At 70.8% G+C, this 17,409-nt stretch carries 15 protein-coding genes and 1 pseudogene; 9 read left to right on the top strand and 7 right to left on the bottom strand.

Going from position 1 to position 17,409, the window contains the following annotated elements:
- Nucleotides 1-57 precede the first annotated feature (57 nt).
- The gene (locus tag ACZ4XX_RS33430; protein WP_468511611.1) at nt 58-942 is read right to left on the bottom strand and encodes a helix-turn-helix transcriptional regulator; all 885 of its coding nucleotides are present in this window, start codon (nt 940-942) and stop codon (nt 58-60) included.
- A gap of 216 nt (nt 943-1,158) precedes the next feature.
- On the opposite strand from ACZ4XX_RS33430, the gene ACZ4XX_RS33425 reads away from it, so the two are divergent.
- From ACZ4XX_RS33425 to ACZ4XX_RS33400, 6 genes are all read left to right on the top strand, one after another.
- The gene (locus ACZ4XX_RS33425; protein ID WP_468511610.1) at nt 1,159-2,136 is read left to right on the top strand and encodes an aldo/keto reductase; all 978 of its coding nucleotides are present in this window, start codon (nt 1,159-1,161) and stop codon (nt 2,134-2,136) included.
- A gap of 62 nt (nt 2,137-2,198) precedes the next feature.
- A complete protein-coding gene (locus ACZ4XX_RS33420) occupies nt 2,199-3,227 on the top strand; it encodes a zinc-binding dehydrogenase (RefSeq protein WP_468511609.1) in 1,029 nt (342 codons plus the stop codon).
- Nucleotides 3,228-3,267: 40 nt separating this feature from the next.
- Nucleotides 3,268-4,119, top strand: coding sequence for an aldo/keto reductase (locus ACZ4XX_RS33415; protein WP_468511608.1), 852 nt, complete (start codon nt 3,268-3,270; stop codon nt 4,117-4,119).
- Nucleotides 4,120-4,213: 94 nt separating this feature from the next.
- Nucleotides 4,214-4,468: a hypothetical protein gene (locus ACZ4XX_RS33410; RefSeq protein WP_468511607.1), complete on the top strand. Its 255-nt coding sequence runs from the start codon at nt 4,214-4,216 to the stop codon at nt 4,466-4,468.
- A gap of 375 nt (nt 4,469-4,843) precedes the next feature.
- Nucleotides 4,844-5,113, top strand: coding sequence for a DUF3253 domain-containing protein (locus ACZ4XX_RS33405; protein WP_468511606.1), 270 nt, complete (start codon nt 4,844-4,846; stop codon nt 5,111-5,113).
- Between the two features lie 656 nt (nt 5,114-5,769).
- Nucleotides 5,770-7,263, top strand: coding sequence for a hypothetical protein (locus ACZ4XX_RS33400; RefSeq protein ID WP_468511605.1), 1,494 nt, complete (start codon nt 5,770-5,772; stop codon nt 7,261-7,263).
- A 152-nt stretch (nt 7,264-7,415) separates the two neighbouring features.
- On the opposite strand, the pseudogene ACZ4XX_RS33395 reads toward ACZ4XX_RS33400, so the two are convergent.
- A pseudogene (locus ACZ4XX_RS33395) lies at nt 7,416-8,194 on the bottom strand (acyl-CoA dehydrogenase family protein); the annotation flags it as partial.
- A gap of 311 nt (nt 8,195-8,505) precedes the next feature.
- Here ACZ4XX_RS33395 and ACZ4XX_RS33390 point away from each other — a divergent pair.
- The gene (locus ACZ4XX_RS33390) at nt 8,506-9,726 is read left to right on the top strand and encodes a metallophosphoesterase (RefSeq protein ID WP_468511604.1); all 1,221 of its coding nucleotides are present in this window, start codon (nt 8,506-8,508) and stop codon (nt 9,724-9,726) included.
- Nucleotides 9,727-9,888: 162 nt separating this feature from the next.
- On the opposite strand, the gene ACZ4XX_RS33385 is transcribed toward ACZ4XX_RS33390, so the two are convergent.
- From ACZ4XX_RS33385 to ACZ4XX_RS33370, 4 genes are all read right to left on the bottom strand, one after another.
- Entirely contained in the window at nt 9,889-10,122 is a 234-nt protein-coding gene (locus ACZ4XX_RS33385; protein ID WP_468511603.1) for a hypothetical protein, read from the bottom strand.
- Nucleotides 10,123-10,139: 17 nt separating this feature from the next.
- A complete protein-coding gene (locus tag ACZ4XX_RS33380; RefSeq protein ID WP_468511602.1) occupies nt 10,140-10,319 on the bottom strand; it encodes a hypothetical protein in 180 nt (59 codons plus the stop codon).
- Nucleotides 10,320-10,421: 102 nt separating this feature from the next.
- Complete coding sequence (locus ACZ4XX_RS33375; protein ID WP_468511601.1) at nt 10,422-10,913, bottom strand: SRPBCC family protein; 492 nt, start codon at nt 10,911-10,913, stop codon at nt 10,422-10,424.
- Between the two features lie 1,110 nt (nt 10,914-12,023).
- Nucleotides 12,024-12,377 carry a hypothetical protein gene (locus ACZ4XX_RS33370; RefSeq protein WP_468511600.1) on the bottom strand — a complete coding sequence of 118 codons (354 nt, stop codon included), beginning with the start codon at nt 12,375-12,377 and terminating at the stop codon, nt 12,024-12,026.
- Between the two features lie 103 nt (nt 12,378-12,480).
- On the opposite strand from ACZ4XX_RS33370, the gene ACZ4XX_RS33365 reads away from it, so the two are divergent.
- Nucleotides 12,481-14,817, top strand: a complete 2,337-nt coding sequence (locus ACZ4XX_RS33365; RefSeq protein WP_468511599.1) for an MFS transporter — start codon at nt 12,481-12,483, stop codon at nt 14,815-14,817.
- Nucleotides 14,818-14,964: 147 nt separating this feature from the next.
- Here the strand turns inward: ACZ4XX_RS33365 and ACZ4XX_RS33360 are convergent, their stop codons facing one another.
- Complete coding sequence (locus ACZ4XX_RS33360) at nt 14,965-16,119, bottom strand: epoxide hydrolase family protein (RefSeq protein ID WP_468511598.1); 1,155 nt, start codon at nt 16,117-16,119, stop codon at nt 14,965-14,967.
- Between the two features lie 63 nt (nt 16,120-16,182).
- Here ACZ4XX_RS33360 and ACZ4XX_RS33355 point away from each other — a divergent pair, with 63 nt between their 5' ends.
- Entirely contained in the window at nt 16,183-17,223 is a 1,041-nt protein-coding gene (locus ACZ4XX_RS33355; RefSeq protein ID WP_468511597.1) for a helix-turn-helix transcriptional regulator, read from the top strand.
- Nucleotides 17,224-17,409 lie beyond the last annotated feature (186 nt).

The following is a 17,409-nucleotide window of genomic DNA, read 5'->3' as shown; positions in this document are numbered from 1 at the left end:
CCGCAGCTCACCCGGAGCGGACCTCCAAACTCCCGAAGTAGGCCGGCAAATGGGCGGTCAGGGCGAGGCTTGCGGGATTTCCCGGTCGGGCGCGGCCATGTCGAGCAGGAGCAGGGCGTCGTGGTCAGGGGTGCGGGGTTCGGCGGTGTAGACGCCGATGCGCTGGCCGGGGGTGCCTTCCAGATGCATGGACTGGGAGGTGAGCGTGATGGAGCCGACGCGGGGGTGGTGGAAGGTCTTCTGTGCGGGCTTGCGGCCCGTGACCTCGTAACGTTCCCACAGCCGTGCGAAGTCGGGGCTCTTGAGGAGGAGCTCGCCGACGAGGTTGGTCAGGTCCGGGGCGTCCGGAGCGGTACCGGCGGTGGCGCGGAGGCGGGCGACGCAGGCGGTGATCTGGCGGTCCCAGTCGGTGAACAGGTTCCGCGAGGCTGGGTGGAGGAAGAGGTAGCGGGCCAGGTTGCGGTGTTTGGCGGGCCAGTCCTCCAGGCCGGCGTACAGGGCGAGGCCGCCGGGGTTCCAGGCCAGCATGTCCATGCTGCGGCTGATGACGTATGCGGGGTTCGGACGCAGCGATTCCAGCAGCAGTTTCAGGTGGGGGCGCACGGTGCGGCTGGGGGCGGGGGGTGGTTCGGGGGCGTATCGGGCGGCGCGGGCGGCGAGCTCGCGCAGGTGCTGGTGTTCCTGGTCGTCCATGTGCAGGGCACGGGCGAGGGAGTCGAGGACGGCGGGACTGGGGCGGGTCTCCTTACCGCGTTCCAGGCGCACGTAGTAGTCGATGCTGATGCCGGCGAGGGTGGCCAGCTCCTCGCGGCGCAGGCCGGGGGTGCGGCGGATGCCGGCGCCGACGGTGAGGCCGACGTGCTCGGGGCTGGTCTGGGTGCGGCGGGCGCGCAGGTAGCGGCCCAGCTCGGCGCCCTCGCTGTTCGCGCTCTGGGATGCCATGACCCCAGTCTCACCCGGCGGGTCGCCGCGCCGCAGACGGGAGGGTGGCCCTGTCATTACCCCTGAAGAGTCCGCCCTGCCACACCGGGGCGATCCGAGCGACGGTTGATGAGGAAGACGCCGCCCCCCTCGGTGTCGCCAGGGTCCGACCGGCATGACCTGCTGGGCCGGGCGAGAGCGAGGGGACGGGCAACGCCACCGAGCGAAGAAGGCGAGATGCGGTACATCAAGCTGCGTGACCTGGAGGTTTCCCGGATCGGGCTGGGTGCGATGGGCATGTCCCACGGCTACACCGGCTCGGGCACCGATGAGGCGGAGTCGATCAGGACCGTGCACCGAGCCCTTGAACTGGGCGTCACGCTCATCGACACCGCCGAGATCTACGGCCCCTACAGCAACGAGGAACTGCTCGGGCGCGCGCTCAAGGGGCGCCGGGACCAGGTGGTGCTGGCCACCAAGTTCGGCCGGGTGTCGCACGCCGGCGACGGCGCGTGGAACCTGGACTCCGGCCCGGCCAACATCCGCACCGCGGTCGAGGGCTCCCTCAAGCGCCTGGGCACCGACCACATCGACCTCTACTACCAGCACCGCGTCGACCCGAACACGCCGATCGAGGAGACCGCCAGCGCCGTGAAGGAGCTGATCGACGCGGGCAAGGTGCGTGCCTTCGGGCTCTCGGAGGCCGGCCCGGACACCATCTGCCGCGCCCACGCAGTCCAGCCGGTCACCGCGGTCCAATCCGAGTACTCCCTGTTCACCCGCGGCATCGAGGACCGTGTCCTGCCCGTCCTGCGGGAGCTGAACATCGGTCTCGTGCCCTTCTCCCCGCTGGGCCGCGGCTTCCTGACCGGCACCGTCCGCTCCACCGACCAGTTCGACGAGAACGACTTCCGCCGCGACAATCCGCGCTTCACGGGCGAGAACTTCCAGCACAACCTGGCGCTCGCCGACGAGGTCAAGGCCCTGGCCGACGAAGCAGGTGCCACACCCGGTCAGGTGGCGCTGGCCTGGCTGCTCGCCCAGGGTGACGCCATCGCCCCGATCCCCGGCACCAAGCGCGTCAGCCGGGTCGAGGAGAACGCCTCCGCCGATGCCGTCACGCTGACCGCCGAGCAGCTCGACAAGCTCTCCACCCTGCCGTCTGCCGCCGGCGACACCCACACCGAGGCCCAGGCCCGCATGCTCGAACGCTGACCACGCCCCAGCACGCCACGCGTCGCGTGGCGCCCCCACCCTCGTTTGGAGCAACACCTTTCATGCGTGCAGCAGTGATGTACGGAGCCGGCGACGTCCGCGTCGAGGACCGGCCCGACCCGAAGATCGTCCAGCCCGCCGACGCCGTGGTCCGCGTCCTCGCCTCATGCGTGTGCGGCAGCGACCTGTGGCCCTACGCCTCGATGCCCGCCACCGGCGCCGGCCGCCCCATGGGGCACGAGTTCCTCGGCGTCGTGGAAGAGACCGGTTCGGACGTGACCAGCCTGAAGGCCGGTGATCTGGTCGTCGCCCCGTTCACCTACAGCGACAACACCTGCGACTACTGCGCCAAGGGCCTGCACGTCTCGTGCCGCAACGGCGGCCGGTACGGCTTCGACGGTGTCGACGGCGGCCAAGGCGAAGCCGTACGCGTCCCCCACGCGGACGGCACCCTGGTGAAGCTGCCGGTGGCCGCCGACTCCGCGCTGCTGCCGTCGCTGCTCGCGCTGTCCGACGTGATGACCACCGGCCACCACGGCGCCGTCACCGCAGGCGTCGGCCGCGGGGATGCGGTGCTGGTGGTCGGTGACGGCGCGGTCGGCCTGTGCGCGGTGATCGCCGCCAAGCGGCTCGGGGCCGAGCGGATCGTGCTCGCCGGCCGCCACGAAGCCCGCACCGGCCTGGGCCGTGAGTTCGGCGCCACCGACGTGGTCGCCGAGCGCGGCGAGGTGGGCATCGCCCGGATCCGCGAACTGACCGGCGGCGTGGACAAGGTCATCGAGGCGGTCGGCACCCGCCAGGCCCTCGACACCGCGCTCGGGGCGGTCCTGGACGGCGGCACCATCAGCCGCCTGGGCGTTCCCCAGCACGAGCAGGGCCCGATCGGCCCATCCGCGTTCATGCGCAACATCACCCTGACCGGCGGCGCCAGCCCCGCCCGCGCCTACATTCCCGAACTGCTCGCCGACGTCCTGGACGGCACCATCAGCCCCGGCCGCGTCTTCGACCAGACATCCCCCCTCGACCGGGCACCGGACGCCTACCGGGGCATGGCCGACCGCCAGGTCCTCAAGGCACTCCTCCGCCCCTGACCAACGCCCCCACCCCCGCACAGTGAAGGACATCCCGCTCATGCAGACCGTCACCCTCAACAACGGCGTCGAGATGCCGCTCCTCGGCTTCGGCGTCTACCAGATTCCCGCCGAGGACACCGAGCGCGCCGTCTCCGAGGCCCTGGCGGCCGGCTACCGCCTGCTGGACACCGCCGCGGCCTACGGCAACGAGGAAGCCGTCGGCCGTGCCATCAAGGCCAGCGGCATCCCGCGCGAGGAACTGTTCGTCACCACCAAGCTCTGGGTCCAGGACGCCCCCGCCCAGGACAACACCCGCCGCGCGTTCGAGACGTCCCTGACCAAGCTGGGCCTGGACCACCTCGACCTGTACCTGATGCACCAGCCCTTCGGCGACGTCTACGGCCAGTGGCGCGCCATGGAGACCCTCAACCGCGAAGGCCTGACGAAGGCGATCGGCGTCGCCAACTTCTACCCCGACCGGCTGATCGACCTGATCGTCAACAACGAGATCACCCCGCAGGTCAACCAGATCGAGACCCACCCCTTCTTCCAGCGCGCCGACTACCAGGACCTCATGCGCGAGCACGGCGTGCAGATCCAGTCCTGGGGCGGCTTCGCCGAAGGCAAGAACGACCTGTTCACCAACCCGCTGCTCGCCGAGATCGGTAAGGCGTACGACAAGTCCGTCGCCCAGGTCGTCCTGCGCTGGCTCACCCAGCGCGGCGTCATCGCCATCCCCAAGTCCGTACGCGCCGAGCGGATGGCCGAGAACATCGACGTCTTCGACTTCGACCTCGCTGACGAGCAGATGGCCCAGATCGCCACCCTCGACACCGGCAGTTCCCTGTTCTTCGACCACCACGACCCCGAGATGGTCACCTGGCTCGCCGGGCGCCGCCTGGACACCTGAAGGCAAGACACCCCCTGTCGGCCGCGGGTGCCCCGAACGCCGGGGGCATCCGTCCGGCCCAACGCTCATCACGGCGCACCGGGAGCCGTCCACCATGATCACGCCACAGCACCATGCCGCCCTGCCGAGCCGGCGCACCGTTCTGCGCGGCGCGCTGCTGACAGCAGCCGCCGCTTTGAGCGCGCCCCACCTGGCCGGCTGCTCACCGCCCTCACCACCACCCGCCTCCCCCACCCCCGCCCAGTCCGCCACGACGACCGGAAACAACGTGAAGCGAGTCCTGCTGGCCTACTTCTCCCGCCCGGGCGAGAACTACCATATGAGTCGTAACGGGCTGCCCGCCCGGTGACCGCTCGTGCCGGGCACGTCACAGACCGGCCGGATGCAACTGGAAGCCGCAGGGGGCATCAGTCCGGCACGGAACGGATTCCCACGTCGCCACAGCTTCTGGACTTCAGGTTCCGCCGACTCTGTCGATCTGCTTCCCCGCATGGCCGTCCGGGCCGGGGAACACCACCGGGCGAGGGGGGAACGAGGCGCGGGGGCAGTGGGGGATGCATGACAACCACCGAGACCAGACCTCGGCGTGCCGTCGCCGGCAGATCAGGCAGGGGAACTCGGCGATGTCCACTCCATCCGGCAGGACGGGCGCGGGTCGCCCCCGCCGGCCGGTCGTGAACACCGGACAGGCGCGGAATCCAGGGGGATCGCGGAGACTGGAGAGATGACGGAAACCGGGAGGGAGACGGTTCGGCGCCTGGAGCAAACGATCCTGAAGCTCCTGCAGCGCCGCGCTCCTGGCGCGTCGATCTGCCCGTCGGATGCGGCGCGCGCCGCCTATCAAGGGGACGACGACGGCTGGCGCGCCCTGATGGAGCCTGCCCGTCTCGCGGCCCGCCACCTGGTCGACGAGGGAGAGGTGGAGATCACCCAGGGCGGACATCCGGTTGCACCGGGCAAGGCCCGAGGCCCGATCCGCATTCGACGGGCGTGATGACCCAGCCCCACCCCCACAGGCTGACCCGTTGCCGACCGACCGCCTGAGGGCATCGGCCCCTCCCTGGCGAACGGCTCCGCCCGTAGCCATGGGCGTGAACGCCGGCGGACAGGCACCGGGACCGGACGTGGAGTTGTTCCGGAGCGATCCGCCGGCCGGGCGACCTGAGGCGGGCGACATCTGCCGGGTCGGGGTGCCACCGACCGTCGTACACGTGACGGCAGTGGACCACCACGACCCACCCCGCTCGAGATGGGCTGGCTGCCGCGTCCACGTCTCACCGTGAGCGTGCTGGGCCGCGGGGTGTCCTCTCGCGACCCCCGACCGGTACGGCCTGCCGAGATCCGCGGCAACTTCATCAGCCGAATCGCTGAAGCGTCCAAGCCGTCGCCGGCCTGCTGTCCCCTCAGCAGACCGCGGACGTGGGCCCTCGCTGACCGGGGTCGGCACCGGTCCCGCCGAAACCTCCACATCACCGCTGACCGTACTGCCGACGGACTCGGTGGTCTCGATCTCGTACAGGGCCGTGGTGGTCAGGCGCTCGCCGGCGGAAGGTATCGGGAAGCGGAGCAGTTCCCCTCACTCCACGTCGAGCCCCTACCTTGAACTCCGATGGAAGTGGCAAGTGGCTGCGAAGGCAGGTGAGTCGGCTCATGTGGACAGATCCGGCGGATTCGGTGTCCGTCAGCGAGGTCGGGTTCGGGGACTACTACCGGGCGCATGCGGGGCCGCTCGTCGCCCTGTCGCTGCTGCGGGGCGCGGACCTGTTGGAGGCGGCGCGACTTGCTCAAGACGCGATGACAGTGGCTCGTCGGTGGATGGACCTGCTGGTCGCGAACGAGGCTGGGGCCGTCAAGGACACCATGACACCCGTGGTGACCCCGCAGGCGCTGCGGTCCTGGACGTGCCGGATCACCATCGGCGGCGGCTGCGGAGTGCTCTGCCCCGTGGACGGGTCGGTGCCCGCCCTGCTGGGGAAGGGCAGCACCGACGCCCTGGTGCAGGCCCGGACGGTGGTGGCGCGCGCCCCGCTGCGGGATTTGAACCAGCGTCAACTCGACGTCATTGCGTTTCGGCTGGCCGGCTGTGCGCCGGGAGCGATCGGGTATGAGCTGGGCCTGTCCATGCCGAAGGTCCACCGCACCCTGCATCACGTCGGCAAGCTGCTCGCGGCGGCGACGGGAGTACGGCAGGCCGGAGGTGTCGAAGAGCCGGGGAAGGCCGAGGAGTCCGGGGCGTCCGAGGGATCCGCGGAGGCAGACGGCGGGTTCGCAGAGCTGCTGGGCGAACTGACCGCCGCGCTGGATCCCGTACTCGACCTGCGAGCCGGGCTGGAAGAGGTGAGTGGCTCCGTGGCTACGTACGGGACCACTGCTGGCCGCGCCCCCGTTCCACCGCCGTGGAGCCTCAACTCTTCGCTTCCCGTGCCGCCCTTCGGCGTACCAGCGCTGCACTCGCTCGCCGAGCCCGCGCCATCCGGGGTACGGGCGTACGCGGCCGGCCTCGCCCGGTGCGGCGCGCAGCGTCGCGAGGCTGCGCTCGGAGCGTTTCCCGCGGCCGAGGTGGCAGCCGTACGCCTCGGAGCAGCGTTCGCCCTTCAGGTGGACCGATTCCGGAGGGAGGCCGAGAGGTCCGGGACACGGGCCACCAGGGACGAGTTCCGCAGGGAGGACGCCCGCGCGTTCGCGGTCGCACTGGCTCAGGACGCCGCGCTCGCCGCGCCGATGTTCGACGCGGTGAAGGACCTCGACGTCCCGCGCCGGGTCGGCTTCCTGTCGGCAGGCCTTGGCCAGGACGACCCCTGGACGAATGAAGTCTCCTACGACGGGATCGAAGCCTCCCTCGCCCTGGCCCAGTTCCGGCGCGCGGCGGTACGGGCGGCGATGCGCGCGTCGCACCGGCCCGGTGCGGACACCCCTCCTCCGCCCGGCGGCTCGCTCGCCGAGGCCCTGACCCGGTCCCTGAGCGATACCCACCGGATGATCCGCCAGCTCGACGCGCTGAACAGCGACCTCTCGCGTGCCGAGTCGACCCTGCCGGACGGCTACTACGTGGACATGACCCGGGACTTCGACCTCCATCAGACTTTCCACGCAGACCTGGCGCTCGGTATCGACGCCGTACGGGAGGCCCTGTCCCAGCCATGAAGTGTGTCCCCTCGATGGGGCGGTCGTGACCGATGGGCGGGCGGGTCTGCGCACGGCGGAAGGCGGCACCCGGCCCGCAGGCACGCGGGCGCACCGACGCTCGGCGCCGCCGACGACTCCACCGTCGGCCACGGGGTCGAGGGCGCCGCGCAGCTGACGTACGTGCCGTCGGGGGTGACGTCCGCGAAGCGGTTGAGGAGCGCCTCGCGCGGGACGCGGAGGCCGTGGAAGCGGATGCGGCCGTTGTCGACGCCGTTGGGGCCCGTCTTGCGGCCGTCGTCCTCGGTCTCGATGCCCGGCACGACCTCGGCGCCGGAGCCCAGCGGTACGAGGAGGGCGTGGACGCCGCGGCCTCGCCGCCGACCTCCAGCTGGGCGAAGACGACTGCGAGCTCGGCGTGGCGGGCGGCGTTGCCGACGTAGACCTTCCGGGCCGCGTCGCCCTCCGTGGTGACGACGAACTCCCGGGGGTCGGCGTCGTAGCGGGCGACCGTTCCGAGCGCCTGGACCCTGGAGCCGTGTCCGGCCTCGGTCATCGCGAAGCAGCCCATCAGTCGGCGGCGATCAGGTCCGGCAGATAGGGCGTCGTGGTGGCACGCGCTGCCCAGGTGCAGGATCGCGCCGCCGAACAGCCCGAACTGCAACCCGACTTTGACCAGCAGCGAGAGGTCGCCGAAGGCCAGGCTCTCGTAGGCCGCGACGGACGCGCCGACGTCGTCCCCGCCGCCGTACGCCGCCGGGAAGCCCAACCCGGTCTGGCCGGTCCCGGCCATCCCGACCACGATGTCGCGCACCCGCTCACGGAACGCGTCCATGCCGAGCCGTTCAGCGTCCTCGAGGACGGAGGAAGGGGCCGCCAGATTGGTGCGGACGAGGTCGCGGATCTCCGCGTACTCCCCGTCGAGCAGCCCCGACCAAGCCTTGACGTCGATCTCGGACTGTACCTAGCCGCTCGTGGCGGCGGGAAGTGGCGTCAGGTGCCCCGTGATGCCGTACAGGCCCACCGAGAGGTCTGCAGGCCGCCCGGATCGGGCTCTGCGAAGCTTGGAGGCAAGCCCTGTTCGGGACGGAGGACAATGGCCTGCCCAAGCGACTCAGACAGCCGTGGCCGGAGCAGGCACCGGGCGGGGGCGAATCAGGTCGAGGCCACGGGCGGATGGCTGGTACGAGGACTGGCCCCGTGGCCACCAGCCGGATCCGCCACGGGTACGACCCGCCGGACAGAACCCCCAGGAGACGAAGCGTGACCGAGACCAGCGAACCCCGATCCGCCGCCACCGAAGCGCAGGGTGAGCAGAGGGGCCGACTGCAACGTCTGTTGCGCTACCTCCCCTTGATCGCCCCGGTCCTGCTGTGGACCGTGCCGTGCTGGGTCCTCCTGTACACAGGTCAGCACTGGCCGCTCCCCGGCACGCTGATCTCCACCGCCCTGTTCGCCCTCGGCCTGATCGGCATGCCGTTCGCGATGACGCGCGGCCACGGTCGGCGCCAGCACGACCGGGCGGCGATCGTCGGTGACACGCTGCTGGGCGGCATCTGGGTCCTGTTCACCTGGTCCGTCCTGCTCGGTGTCCTGCTGCGGCTCACCCTGACCGTGGCCGGTGTCGGCGACGGACAGGACCGGGCGCGCATTGTCACCTGGTGCGTCCTCGGCGTATCCGCGGTGTTGCTCGCCTGGGGGTACGTCGAGGCCGGACGCGTGCCACGCGTGCGGCGACTCGACATCCGACTCCCGCGTCTCGGAGCCGGATTGGACGGCACCCGGGTCGTTCTGATCACCGACACCCACTACGGTCCGCTCGACCGCGCCCGCTGGTCGGAACGGGTCTGCGAGACGGTGAACAGCCTGGAAGCCGACCTGGTCTGCCACACCGGAGACATCGCCGACGGAACAGCCGAACGCCGTCGCGCCCAGGCCGTCCCGCTGGGCACCGTGCGGGCGGCCTGGGCCCGTGTGTACGTCACCGGCAACCACGAGTACTACGGCGAGGCCCAGGGATGGGTCGACCTGATGGGCGAGCTGGGCTGGGAGCCGCTCCGCAATCGTCATCTGCTGTTCGAACGCGGTGGTGACACCCTCGTGGTCGCCGGTGTCGACGACGTCACCGCCGAGGCTTCCGGGCTGGCCGGGCACCGGGCCCACCTCGCCGGAGCCCTGCGCGGCGTCGACTCCGACCTCCCCGTCCTCCTCCTCGCCCACCAGCCCAAGTTCATCGACCGCGCGGCAGCACAGGGCGTCGATCTCCAGCTCTCCGGCCACACCCATGGTGGTCAGATCTGGCCTTTCCACTACCTGGTTCGCCTTGACCAGCCGGCCGTCGCCGGCCTCAGCCACCACGGCACTCGCACCTTCCTCTACACCAGCCGCGGCACCGGCTTCTGGGGTCCGCCCTTCCGCGTCTTCGCCCCCAGCGAGATCACCCTGCTCGTTCTCCGCTCCCCTCGGCAGCCCGCGTCGCGCTGACGCCGGGGAGCGGGCGTCACGCTCGTTCTGAGCGGTCCACGAGGCGGGGGAGCGGCCGCCCTGGCTCCGACAGTCCGGTGGCGCTTGAGCGGTGAGAGCCGGCCACGTCCGCGTACCGGATCTCGTGGCCCTCGTCGCGAAGCTGGGCGACCGCCTGGCCGATCACCGCCTCGTCACTGTGATGCCCTGGGCTTGATCGAAGGACAGGGCGACGGCGGCGAGGACCAGGTGCTGAAGCCCGATCGGGTCGAGTGCCTCGACCTCCCACTGCACCCGCCGACCGGAGTCGAGCCCGTGCCGGCGTGCGAACCCTGTCCTACGCGGGTCGTCAGCCTTCCCCTCGGCCGCGGGCAGCTCGTGCTCGCGTACCGAGGATGCCGCTATGAACCGTTTCATCAGCCGCAAACGAGCAGTCAGGGCTTCGTGACCGCGGCTCTCTTCGGCTGGCGGGGCACGGTCTTGGACTTGTCGAGATGCCCGTACACCGTCGACCGGGGCACACCGGACAGGTCGGGGATCTCATGGACGGTCTTCTCGCGGGCGTCGCAGAGCTGCTGGGCGAGCGCGGCCTGGCCCTTGGTGAGCTTGGGCAAGCGGCCGCGGGCTCGCGCGTGGGCGAGCCCGTCATCGGTGTTCGCGGCGAGGTGGGGATGTCCTCGGTCGCGACGTTGCCGACGCCCCTGTCCCTAAGCAGATCAGCCCTTCGCCTCGCGCACGTCCTTTCCCTGCTCGGCGAACGCCTTGAAGTCCTGCATGTGCTGTTGAGACTGCTTGCGGAAGGTGCCGGGCATCAGGAGCCCTACCAGCCGCAGCAGCAAGCCGCTGAATCGGTACTCGTTCTCGCTCACCCAGAGCGTCGACTCCGGACCGGCCTCGGTCAGCCGGTCGCGCACGGCGCTCCACATGCCCTCGCCGACAATCTCGCGGTCGAAGTGAACGACGCTCCCTTTCGGGATCCCGTGCAGGTCTGCCGGTTCACGGCGTGTGATTGTCTCGGTGCCCTCGAACTTCTGCTGCCCCATCTGCATCACGACCCGCGACTTGGTACCGACCTGCCCGTGCACCCCACTCAGCGGCTCGTGCAGCACCAGCCCCCGCAGCCACTTCGGCAGGTGTGCCGGATCGGCGAGCAGCAGGACCACCCTCTCCCGCGGCAGGCCGATCTCGATCGAGACGGTGTACTTCATTGGCGGAGCCTCCGGGTTCCTGAGCGAACGGGCAACTTCACCAGAGTGTCGGTGATCTCCCGCTCCCGCTCGTGCAGGAGCGCGGTGGATGGGATCAGGCGCACTGGGACGAGCCGGGAGCACGCCTGTCGGGGGGTGCAGCCACCGACCTCGTCGTGGTTGGTGACGGTGTCGGCGTCGTCGGGTCCGGGAGAAGGCCGCCCTGCCCAGCGAGCCCATCCCGGTCGCCATCGACAAGAGCCAGCACCAGTGGGTACTCACCCTCGATCCGGCTGACCCGGACGAGCCCTCCCGAGGTGCGCGACGGGCATGGCGTCGCCAGGTCCTCTCTGCCAGAGGATCACGCAGGGGAGGCGAAGCCAGGGTGGGTGCGGGGCCACCCTCGACCGGCTGTCCGACGTTCGACCGATCGCCGGCATGGGCGGCGGCTTTCCGAACCCGAGCCCCCGGGCCCAGTCCGCGGCCGCAGGCGTCCCGTTCGGCTCCCGGATCAGTCGCCTTGTGGAGTCCGTCGACGCCATGCGACTGCTCGGGTCGGGAGAGGGTCGCGACGGTTCAGGCACTGTTCGCCGGGACCTCGCGCCAGGCCTTCGGCTGGCTCGACTGCTACGTCACGGCCGGCGCCCGGCACCTGGTGATCCGCCTGGCCACCGACAACCACGAGGCGGACCTGGAGCGTTCTCCGACCCCTTCCTGCCGCTTCTCCGTGAGGAGCGCCCATGACCACGTATGTACTTGTCCACGGCGCCTGGCACGGATCCTGGGCCTGGGACCGGATCGTGCCCCTGCTGCACGCCGCTGGGGCGCGTATGCTCACCCCCGACCTCGGCGCGTCCGGCAACCACGGGGCTCCACCACGACGCCGCTACGGTCGCCGCCGCCCTCGACACCGTCCCGGAAGGCGAGGAGTTCGTCCTCGTCGGCCACAGCCATGCCGGTCTCGTCGTCCGAGAAGCGTGCGGACCTGCGGCCCGACGCCGTCGACCACCTCGTCCTCGTGGACGGCTGGGCCGGACCCGATGGCGCGAGCATGTTCGCACCGGCGCCCGACGCCTCTGTCGCTGCATACGCGCGGCGGCGGCTGCTTCTGGGGACGGGCAGCCAATCCCGTCACCGCCCCCGGCTGCCTTCGGCGTCGTCGACGCCGCCGACGCAGCCTGGCTCGCCCAGCACCTCGTCCCGCAGGCACTGCGTACGTTCACCGAGGTCACTCGCCTGACCGGCGCCGTCGACTAGATTCCCGGCACCGCCGTCCACTGCCTCCCCGCGACCTACCCGTTCGAACGCTTCGGCGCCGATCTCGGTTATCGGGCGGGACGTGGTCGGCGTCGCTGCAGTCGGCTTCCAGAATCTGCTCTGCGGCCGCACCTTGAGGCAGTCGGGGTCGAGCGCACGATGCCGGCACGCCCTGCGGTTCCTTTTGCTCGAACGGCTCTTCTTCCAGTAGCCCTGCAAGGACGTCATGCCCCTGCTGCTTCCCGATCGGCTCGTCAGTGACCTCGCAACCTCACGGTCACCGGTGCGCCGTGCACGCTTCCCCCGGTGGACGTGAGCCAGGATCTCCAGGGTGAGACCGACTCAAGCAGGGGAAGGTTCCCGCGGTGCGGGGAGCGAGGGCAGCAGCGGCGGAGCCGGCCTGGCCTGGTCCGTCCTCGTCACGGGTTTCGCCTTGGGCGTGTTGGCGCCGACGCTGCACAACGCCACCCTGCCCCGCGCCGCCGCCGACGTCGGCATCGACGCCCAGGGCCAGGACCTTGCGCAGGTGCTTGTGGTCTGTGCTTCCTTGGCCGGGCTGTTCTGGGCGGGCCGGGCCGTGGACGTGCACGGCGCGCGCCGGGTGGTGTTGTGGTCGCTGGCCGGGACGTGCGTGGGCGGTCTGCTGCTGGTGGCGGCGGTGGGCCCGGTCACGTACGGCGTGGGGCTGGTCGTGGAGAGTGCCTCGATCATGGGGGTGGTGGCCGGTTATGTGGCCTCGGTTCCCGTGGTCCACCTGACCGGGCGACTCGGCCGGGTGGTCGGTGTCTCCTTCGCGGCGATGGCGATCGCGCTCACCTCGGGTGTCGCCCTGGTGCTGGCGGCCAACGAGGCCGGGGACTGGCGTGTGGCGGAGGCCCTACCGCCACTGCTTGCCGCGGTTCTCTTCCTGCCGGCGTTCCGAACCATGGTGGATGAGCGGCTGCCGACGAGGCCTCCTCCTGACGTCTCCACGGCCTTCAAGGTGGGCTGCCCCGTCGTCGTACTGCTCGGAGGCGTCCTGCAGGCTGCCCCGTTGCGCAGCTGGCTGGATGCCGGGGTGGTCACCCTTCTTGCGGTGACACTGGCGGTGCTTGCAGTCTGCTGCCCACCGGGCCGGGCATTCTTCCGGGTCCGGCCGCGTCAGCGCCGGACGGAGGCCCGCGAACCCGCAGAGGTGGAGTCCCGCGTGCGTGCGGCCGTGTTGGCGGGAGGTGTTTGGGGGTTCGGGCAGTCGGCGCTCGCGACGGTCTTGCTGGTCTTGCTGACCGATCGGGGCGGTGCCCAGGCAGAGGGCCTGGTGGCATGGGCGGGCTTTGGCGTCGGGTTCGCCGTCGCCGGCGTGTATGCCGCCCGCAGCGGAATCGCGGCGCGGCCGGCGGCCGCGCTCGGGCTGACCCTGGCAGCCGTCAGCGTGGCCGTCATGCCTGTCCTTCCTCACGGTCACAGCACTGTGGCCACCGTGATCGCGGTTCTGCTCTCGGTGCTGGTCGGATTCGGGGTCGTCCTGCCCCAGGTGCCCGTCGTCACCCGCTACCTGGTGAGTCTGCCCGCGTCAGGGCGCGGTGTGACGGCCACGGCCTATCCAGCCTCGGTGGTCCTCGGCGGGGCCGCCGTCACCGGGATTCCCTACGAAGCGGTGATCTCGCCCTCGACGCGCGGCGACATCCAGGAGCTGCTGTGGATCACTGTCACGGTCCTCTCGCTGGCCGCCGTCGTACTGGGTAGATCCGCCGTCGCCATCGCGGTGGCGGGCGGGGCCGTGGCCCAGTACGTGCTGGTAAGGGTGGTCAGCGAGGAGCGGTATGCGCAACGCCCGATCTCCCTGGCCGCATTCGCCGCCACCGGCGTGATCGTCGGGCTCGCCGTATGGACCCGCGGTCGTCAGGGCGAACGCCTGGCCCAGGCGCTGGCGGCTGCGACCGCTCTGCAGCAGGCGGTCCTGCGGCCCCTGCCGACCCGGACCGGGGAGCTGGAGACGGCCGGCCTGTACCGGCCCGCCACCGCCGACACCGGCATCGGGGGCGACTTCTACGACGTCGCGAGGACCCCGTTCGGCACGCGGATCCTGATCGGCGACGTCCGGGGCAAGGGGCTCCAGGCGGTGCAGACCGTCACCGATGTCCTGGGTTGCTTCCGCACCCAGGCCCACGAGACGAGTGGCCTCACCGAACTCGCGGCGCGTCTCGACAGGCACCTCGCCCGCGCCGCGCTCTCCCGACAGGACGGCGAACTCTTCGCCACCGCAATCCTGTTGGAACACCACGACGGTACCGGCCACCTCGACGTACTGAACTGCGGCCATCTGCCTCCTCTGGCCGTCGGTCCTGGCCACCAGGTCCGCGAGGTGCAACTGCCCGCCCTCCTCCCCTTGGGGTTCGGCGGCCTCGACCCACACACCGTTCCCTCCCCCGTACGCCTGAGCCTTGCCGACGACACCGTCCTAGTCCTGCACACCGACGGCCTCAGCGAGGCCCGCAACGCAGCCGGCGCGTTCTACCCCGTCATCCCGCGTCTGCGTACGGCCCCCACCAGCCACCCGCGCGACCTGATCACCCACCTGATGACCGGCCTCACGCAGTGGACTCACGACTCCGGAGACGACATCGCCCTCATCGCTCTGACCAGAAGCCCCGAGCCACCGGACGCGGGTGCACCCCCCTCGCCCTGACCACGTTCCTGCGCCCGCCCGCTGCGCCGCGCTCCACCGTTCGCGCGGCCGCTGGTGCGTCAGCGGAGCCTCCATAGTCGTCTGCTGAGTCTGAGCGTGGAATGCTGCCGCGGTGCCGGCTTGATCGAGGCCGGCGCCGTGGTGGTTTCAGCGCAGCTTGTGGAAGAACTCCCGCACGTCGCCGACGAGCAGGTCGGGGGCCTCCATGGCGGCGAAGTGGCCGCCGCGGTCGAATTCGGACCAGTGCACGACGGTGTGTTCGAGCTCGACAGTGCGCCGGATCGACACGTCCGTGGGGAACACCGCGACCCCGGTCGGCACCGTGGAACGCTCACTGGCTCCCCAGGCTCCTGCATGCGCGGTCTCGTAGTAGCTGTTGGCCGAGGACCCGGCGGTGCCGGTCAGCCAGTACAGCATCACGTTGGTGAGCAACTGATCCCGGTCCACGGCGTCCTCGGGCAGTTCGGCAGCGGGATCGGTCCACTCCTTGAACTTCTCCACGATCCAGGCCAACTGCCCGACCGGGGAGTCGTGCAGGCCATGCGCCAAGGTCTGCGGCCGGGAGATCTGGATCATCGCGTAGCCGGACTGCTCGGTCTCCAGATACTGCAGGATCTCCAGCCGCGCCCGCTCGGCCTCGGTCAGTTCTCCCACCTCGTCCGGGTCGACCTCGGTGAACGCGGCCAGCCCGTTCGCGTGCACACCGACGACCTTGTCGGGGCTGAGCCGGCCGAGTCCCGGGGAGATGACCGCGCCGGTGTCGCCGCCCTGCGCGCCGTAGCGGTCGTAGCCGAGCCGGTTCATCAGCTCGGCGAACGCCCTGGTCACCCGGTTGGTGTCCCAACCGGCCTCACGGGTCGGCCCGGAGAACCCGCTGCCGGGAATCGACGGAATCACCACGTGGAACGCGTCCGCCGGGTCGCCGCCATGCGCCCTGGGGTCGGTCAGCGGGCCGATGACGTTGAGGAACTCCACGATCGAGCCGGGCCAGCCGTGGATCAGGATCAGCGGCAGCGCGTCCGGCTCGGGCGAGCGCACGTGCAGGAAGTGGATGTCCTGCCCGTCGATCTCGGTGGTGAACTGCGGGTAGGAGTTCAGCTCCCGCTCGTGGACGCGCCAGTCGTAGCCGTCGCGCCAGTAGTCGGCCAGCCCCTTGAGGTAGCTCACCGGCACCCCGCGGCTCCAGCCGGCATCGGGCAGGTCCGCGGCCCACCGGGTCCTGGCGAGCCGGTCCCTCAGGTCGTCCAGGTCAGCCTGGGGAATGTCGATGGTGAACGGCCGGATCTCGCTGTTGGTGTCCATGCCGACAAACATAGGAGCCGGTTAGGACAGATCCGGTCCTAGCTCGATGGCAGACTTCACAGCATGTGGGAAACCTCGACACGGCTACTGCGACTGCTCTCGCTCCTGCAGACCCGGCGCGACTGGTCCGGCGGCGAACTGGCCGAGCGACTGGAGGTCACTCCGCGCACCGTCCGCCGCGATATCGACCGGCTGCGCGACCTCGGCTACCCGGTGCTGGCCACCGCGGGCACCGCCGGCTACCGACTGGGTGCCGGCGCGGACCTGCCGCCGCTGCTGCTCGACGACGACGAAGCCGTCGCGGTCGCGATGGGCCTGCGCACAGCGGCCAACGGTTCGATCACCGGCATCGAGGAGATCTCGGTGCGGGCCCTGGCAAAGCTCGAGCAGGTGCTGCCCTCCCGGCTGCGCCACCGGATCAACGCCCTGCAGTCGATGACCGTGCCGATGGTCAGCGCCGGCCCCACCGTCGACCCGAGCACCCTCACCGCCATCGCCGCCGCCTGCCGCGACTCGCTGCGCCTGCGCTTCGACTACCGCACCCACGACGGAACCACCAGCATCCGCACGACCGAGCCCCACCGCCTGGTGCACACCGGCCGGCGCTGGTACCTCATCGGCTGGGACGCGGACCGCGAGGACTGGCGCACCTACCGTGTGGACCGTCTCGACCCGCGTACACCCACCGGCCCCCGGTTCACCCCGCGCACCCCGCCAGACCCCGATCTCAGCGGCTACACCTCACGGGCGATCTCCACGTCGGCCTACCGCTACCAGGCCCGGTTCACCCTGCACGTCAGCGCGAAGACCGCGGCCGAGCGGATCGCCCCCACCACCGCAGCGGTGGAGCCGATCGACGAGCACAGCTGCACCCTGCGGGCCGGATCCAACTCGCTGGACGAGCTGGCCATCTACGTGACAACCAAGGGCTTCGACTTCCAGGTGCACGAACCCCCAGAACTTGTCGAGCACATCAGGATGCTGGCGGCCCGGCTCACCAGCGCGACGGATCAGTACGACGGCCAGGCCGAGCCGACGGGGAGGGGCGGCCACGAGCGGGCCGGCGCGGAAGCGGAGGCAGGCCCGCAGCCCGCCGGTGAGTAGCCGGTGGAGAGGGCGACCCCTTTGACCGCTGGGACATCGCCTCCCTTGTCCGATACTCCAGCTGTAGATCGACGAACCACGTGTGCTGCATCGTCTGCTGTCGCCAGGGGCGAGCCGGCGCGGTGGGGCGACAAGGGCCTGTTCGTCTTCCGTTTTCCTCGCCTGAGAAGCGGTCCCGAGGCGGGT

This window comes from Streptomyces sp. NPDC029956, assembly GCF_055574655.1.
This window is presented reverse-complemented; position numbering and strand designations above follow the sequence as displayed.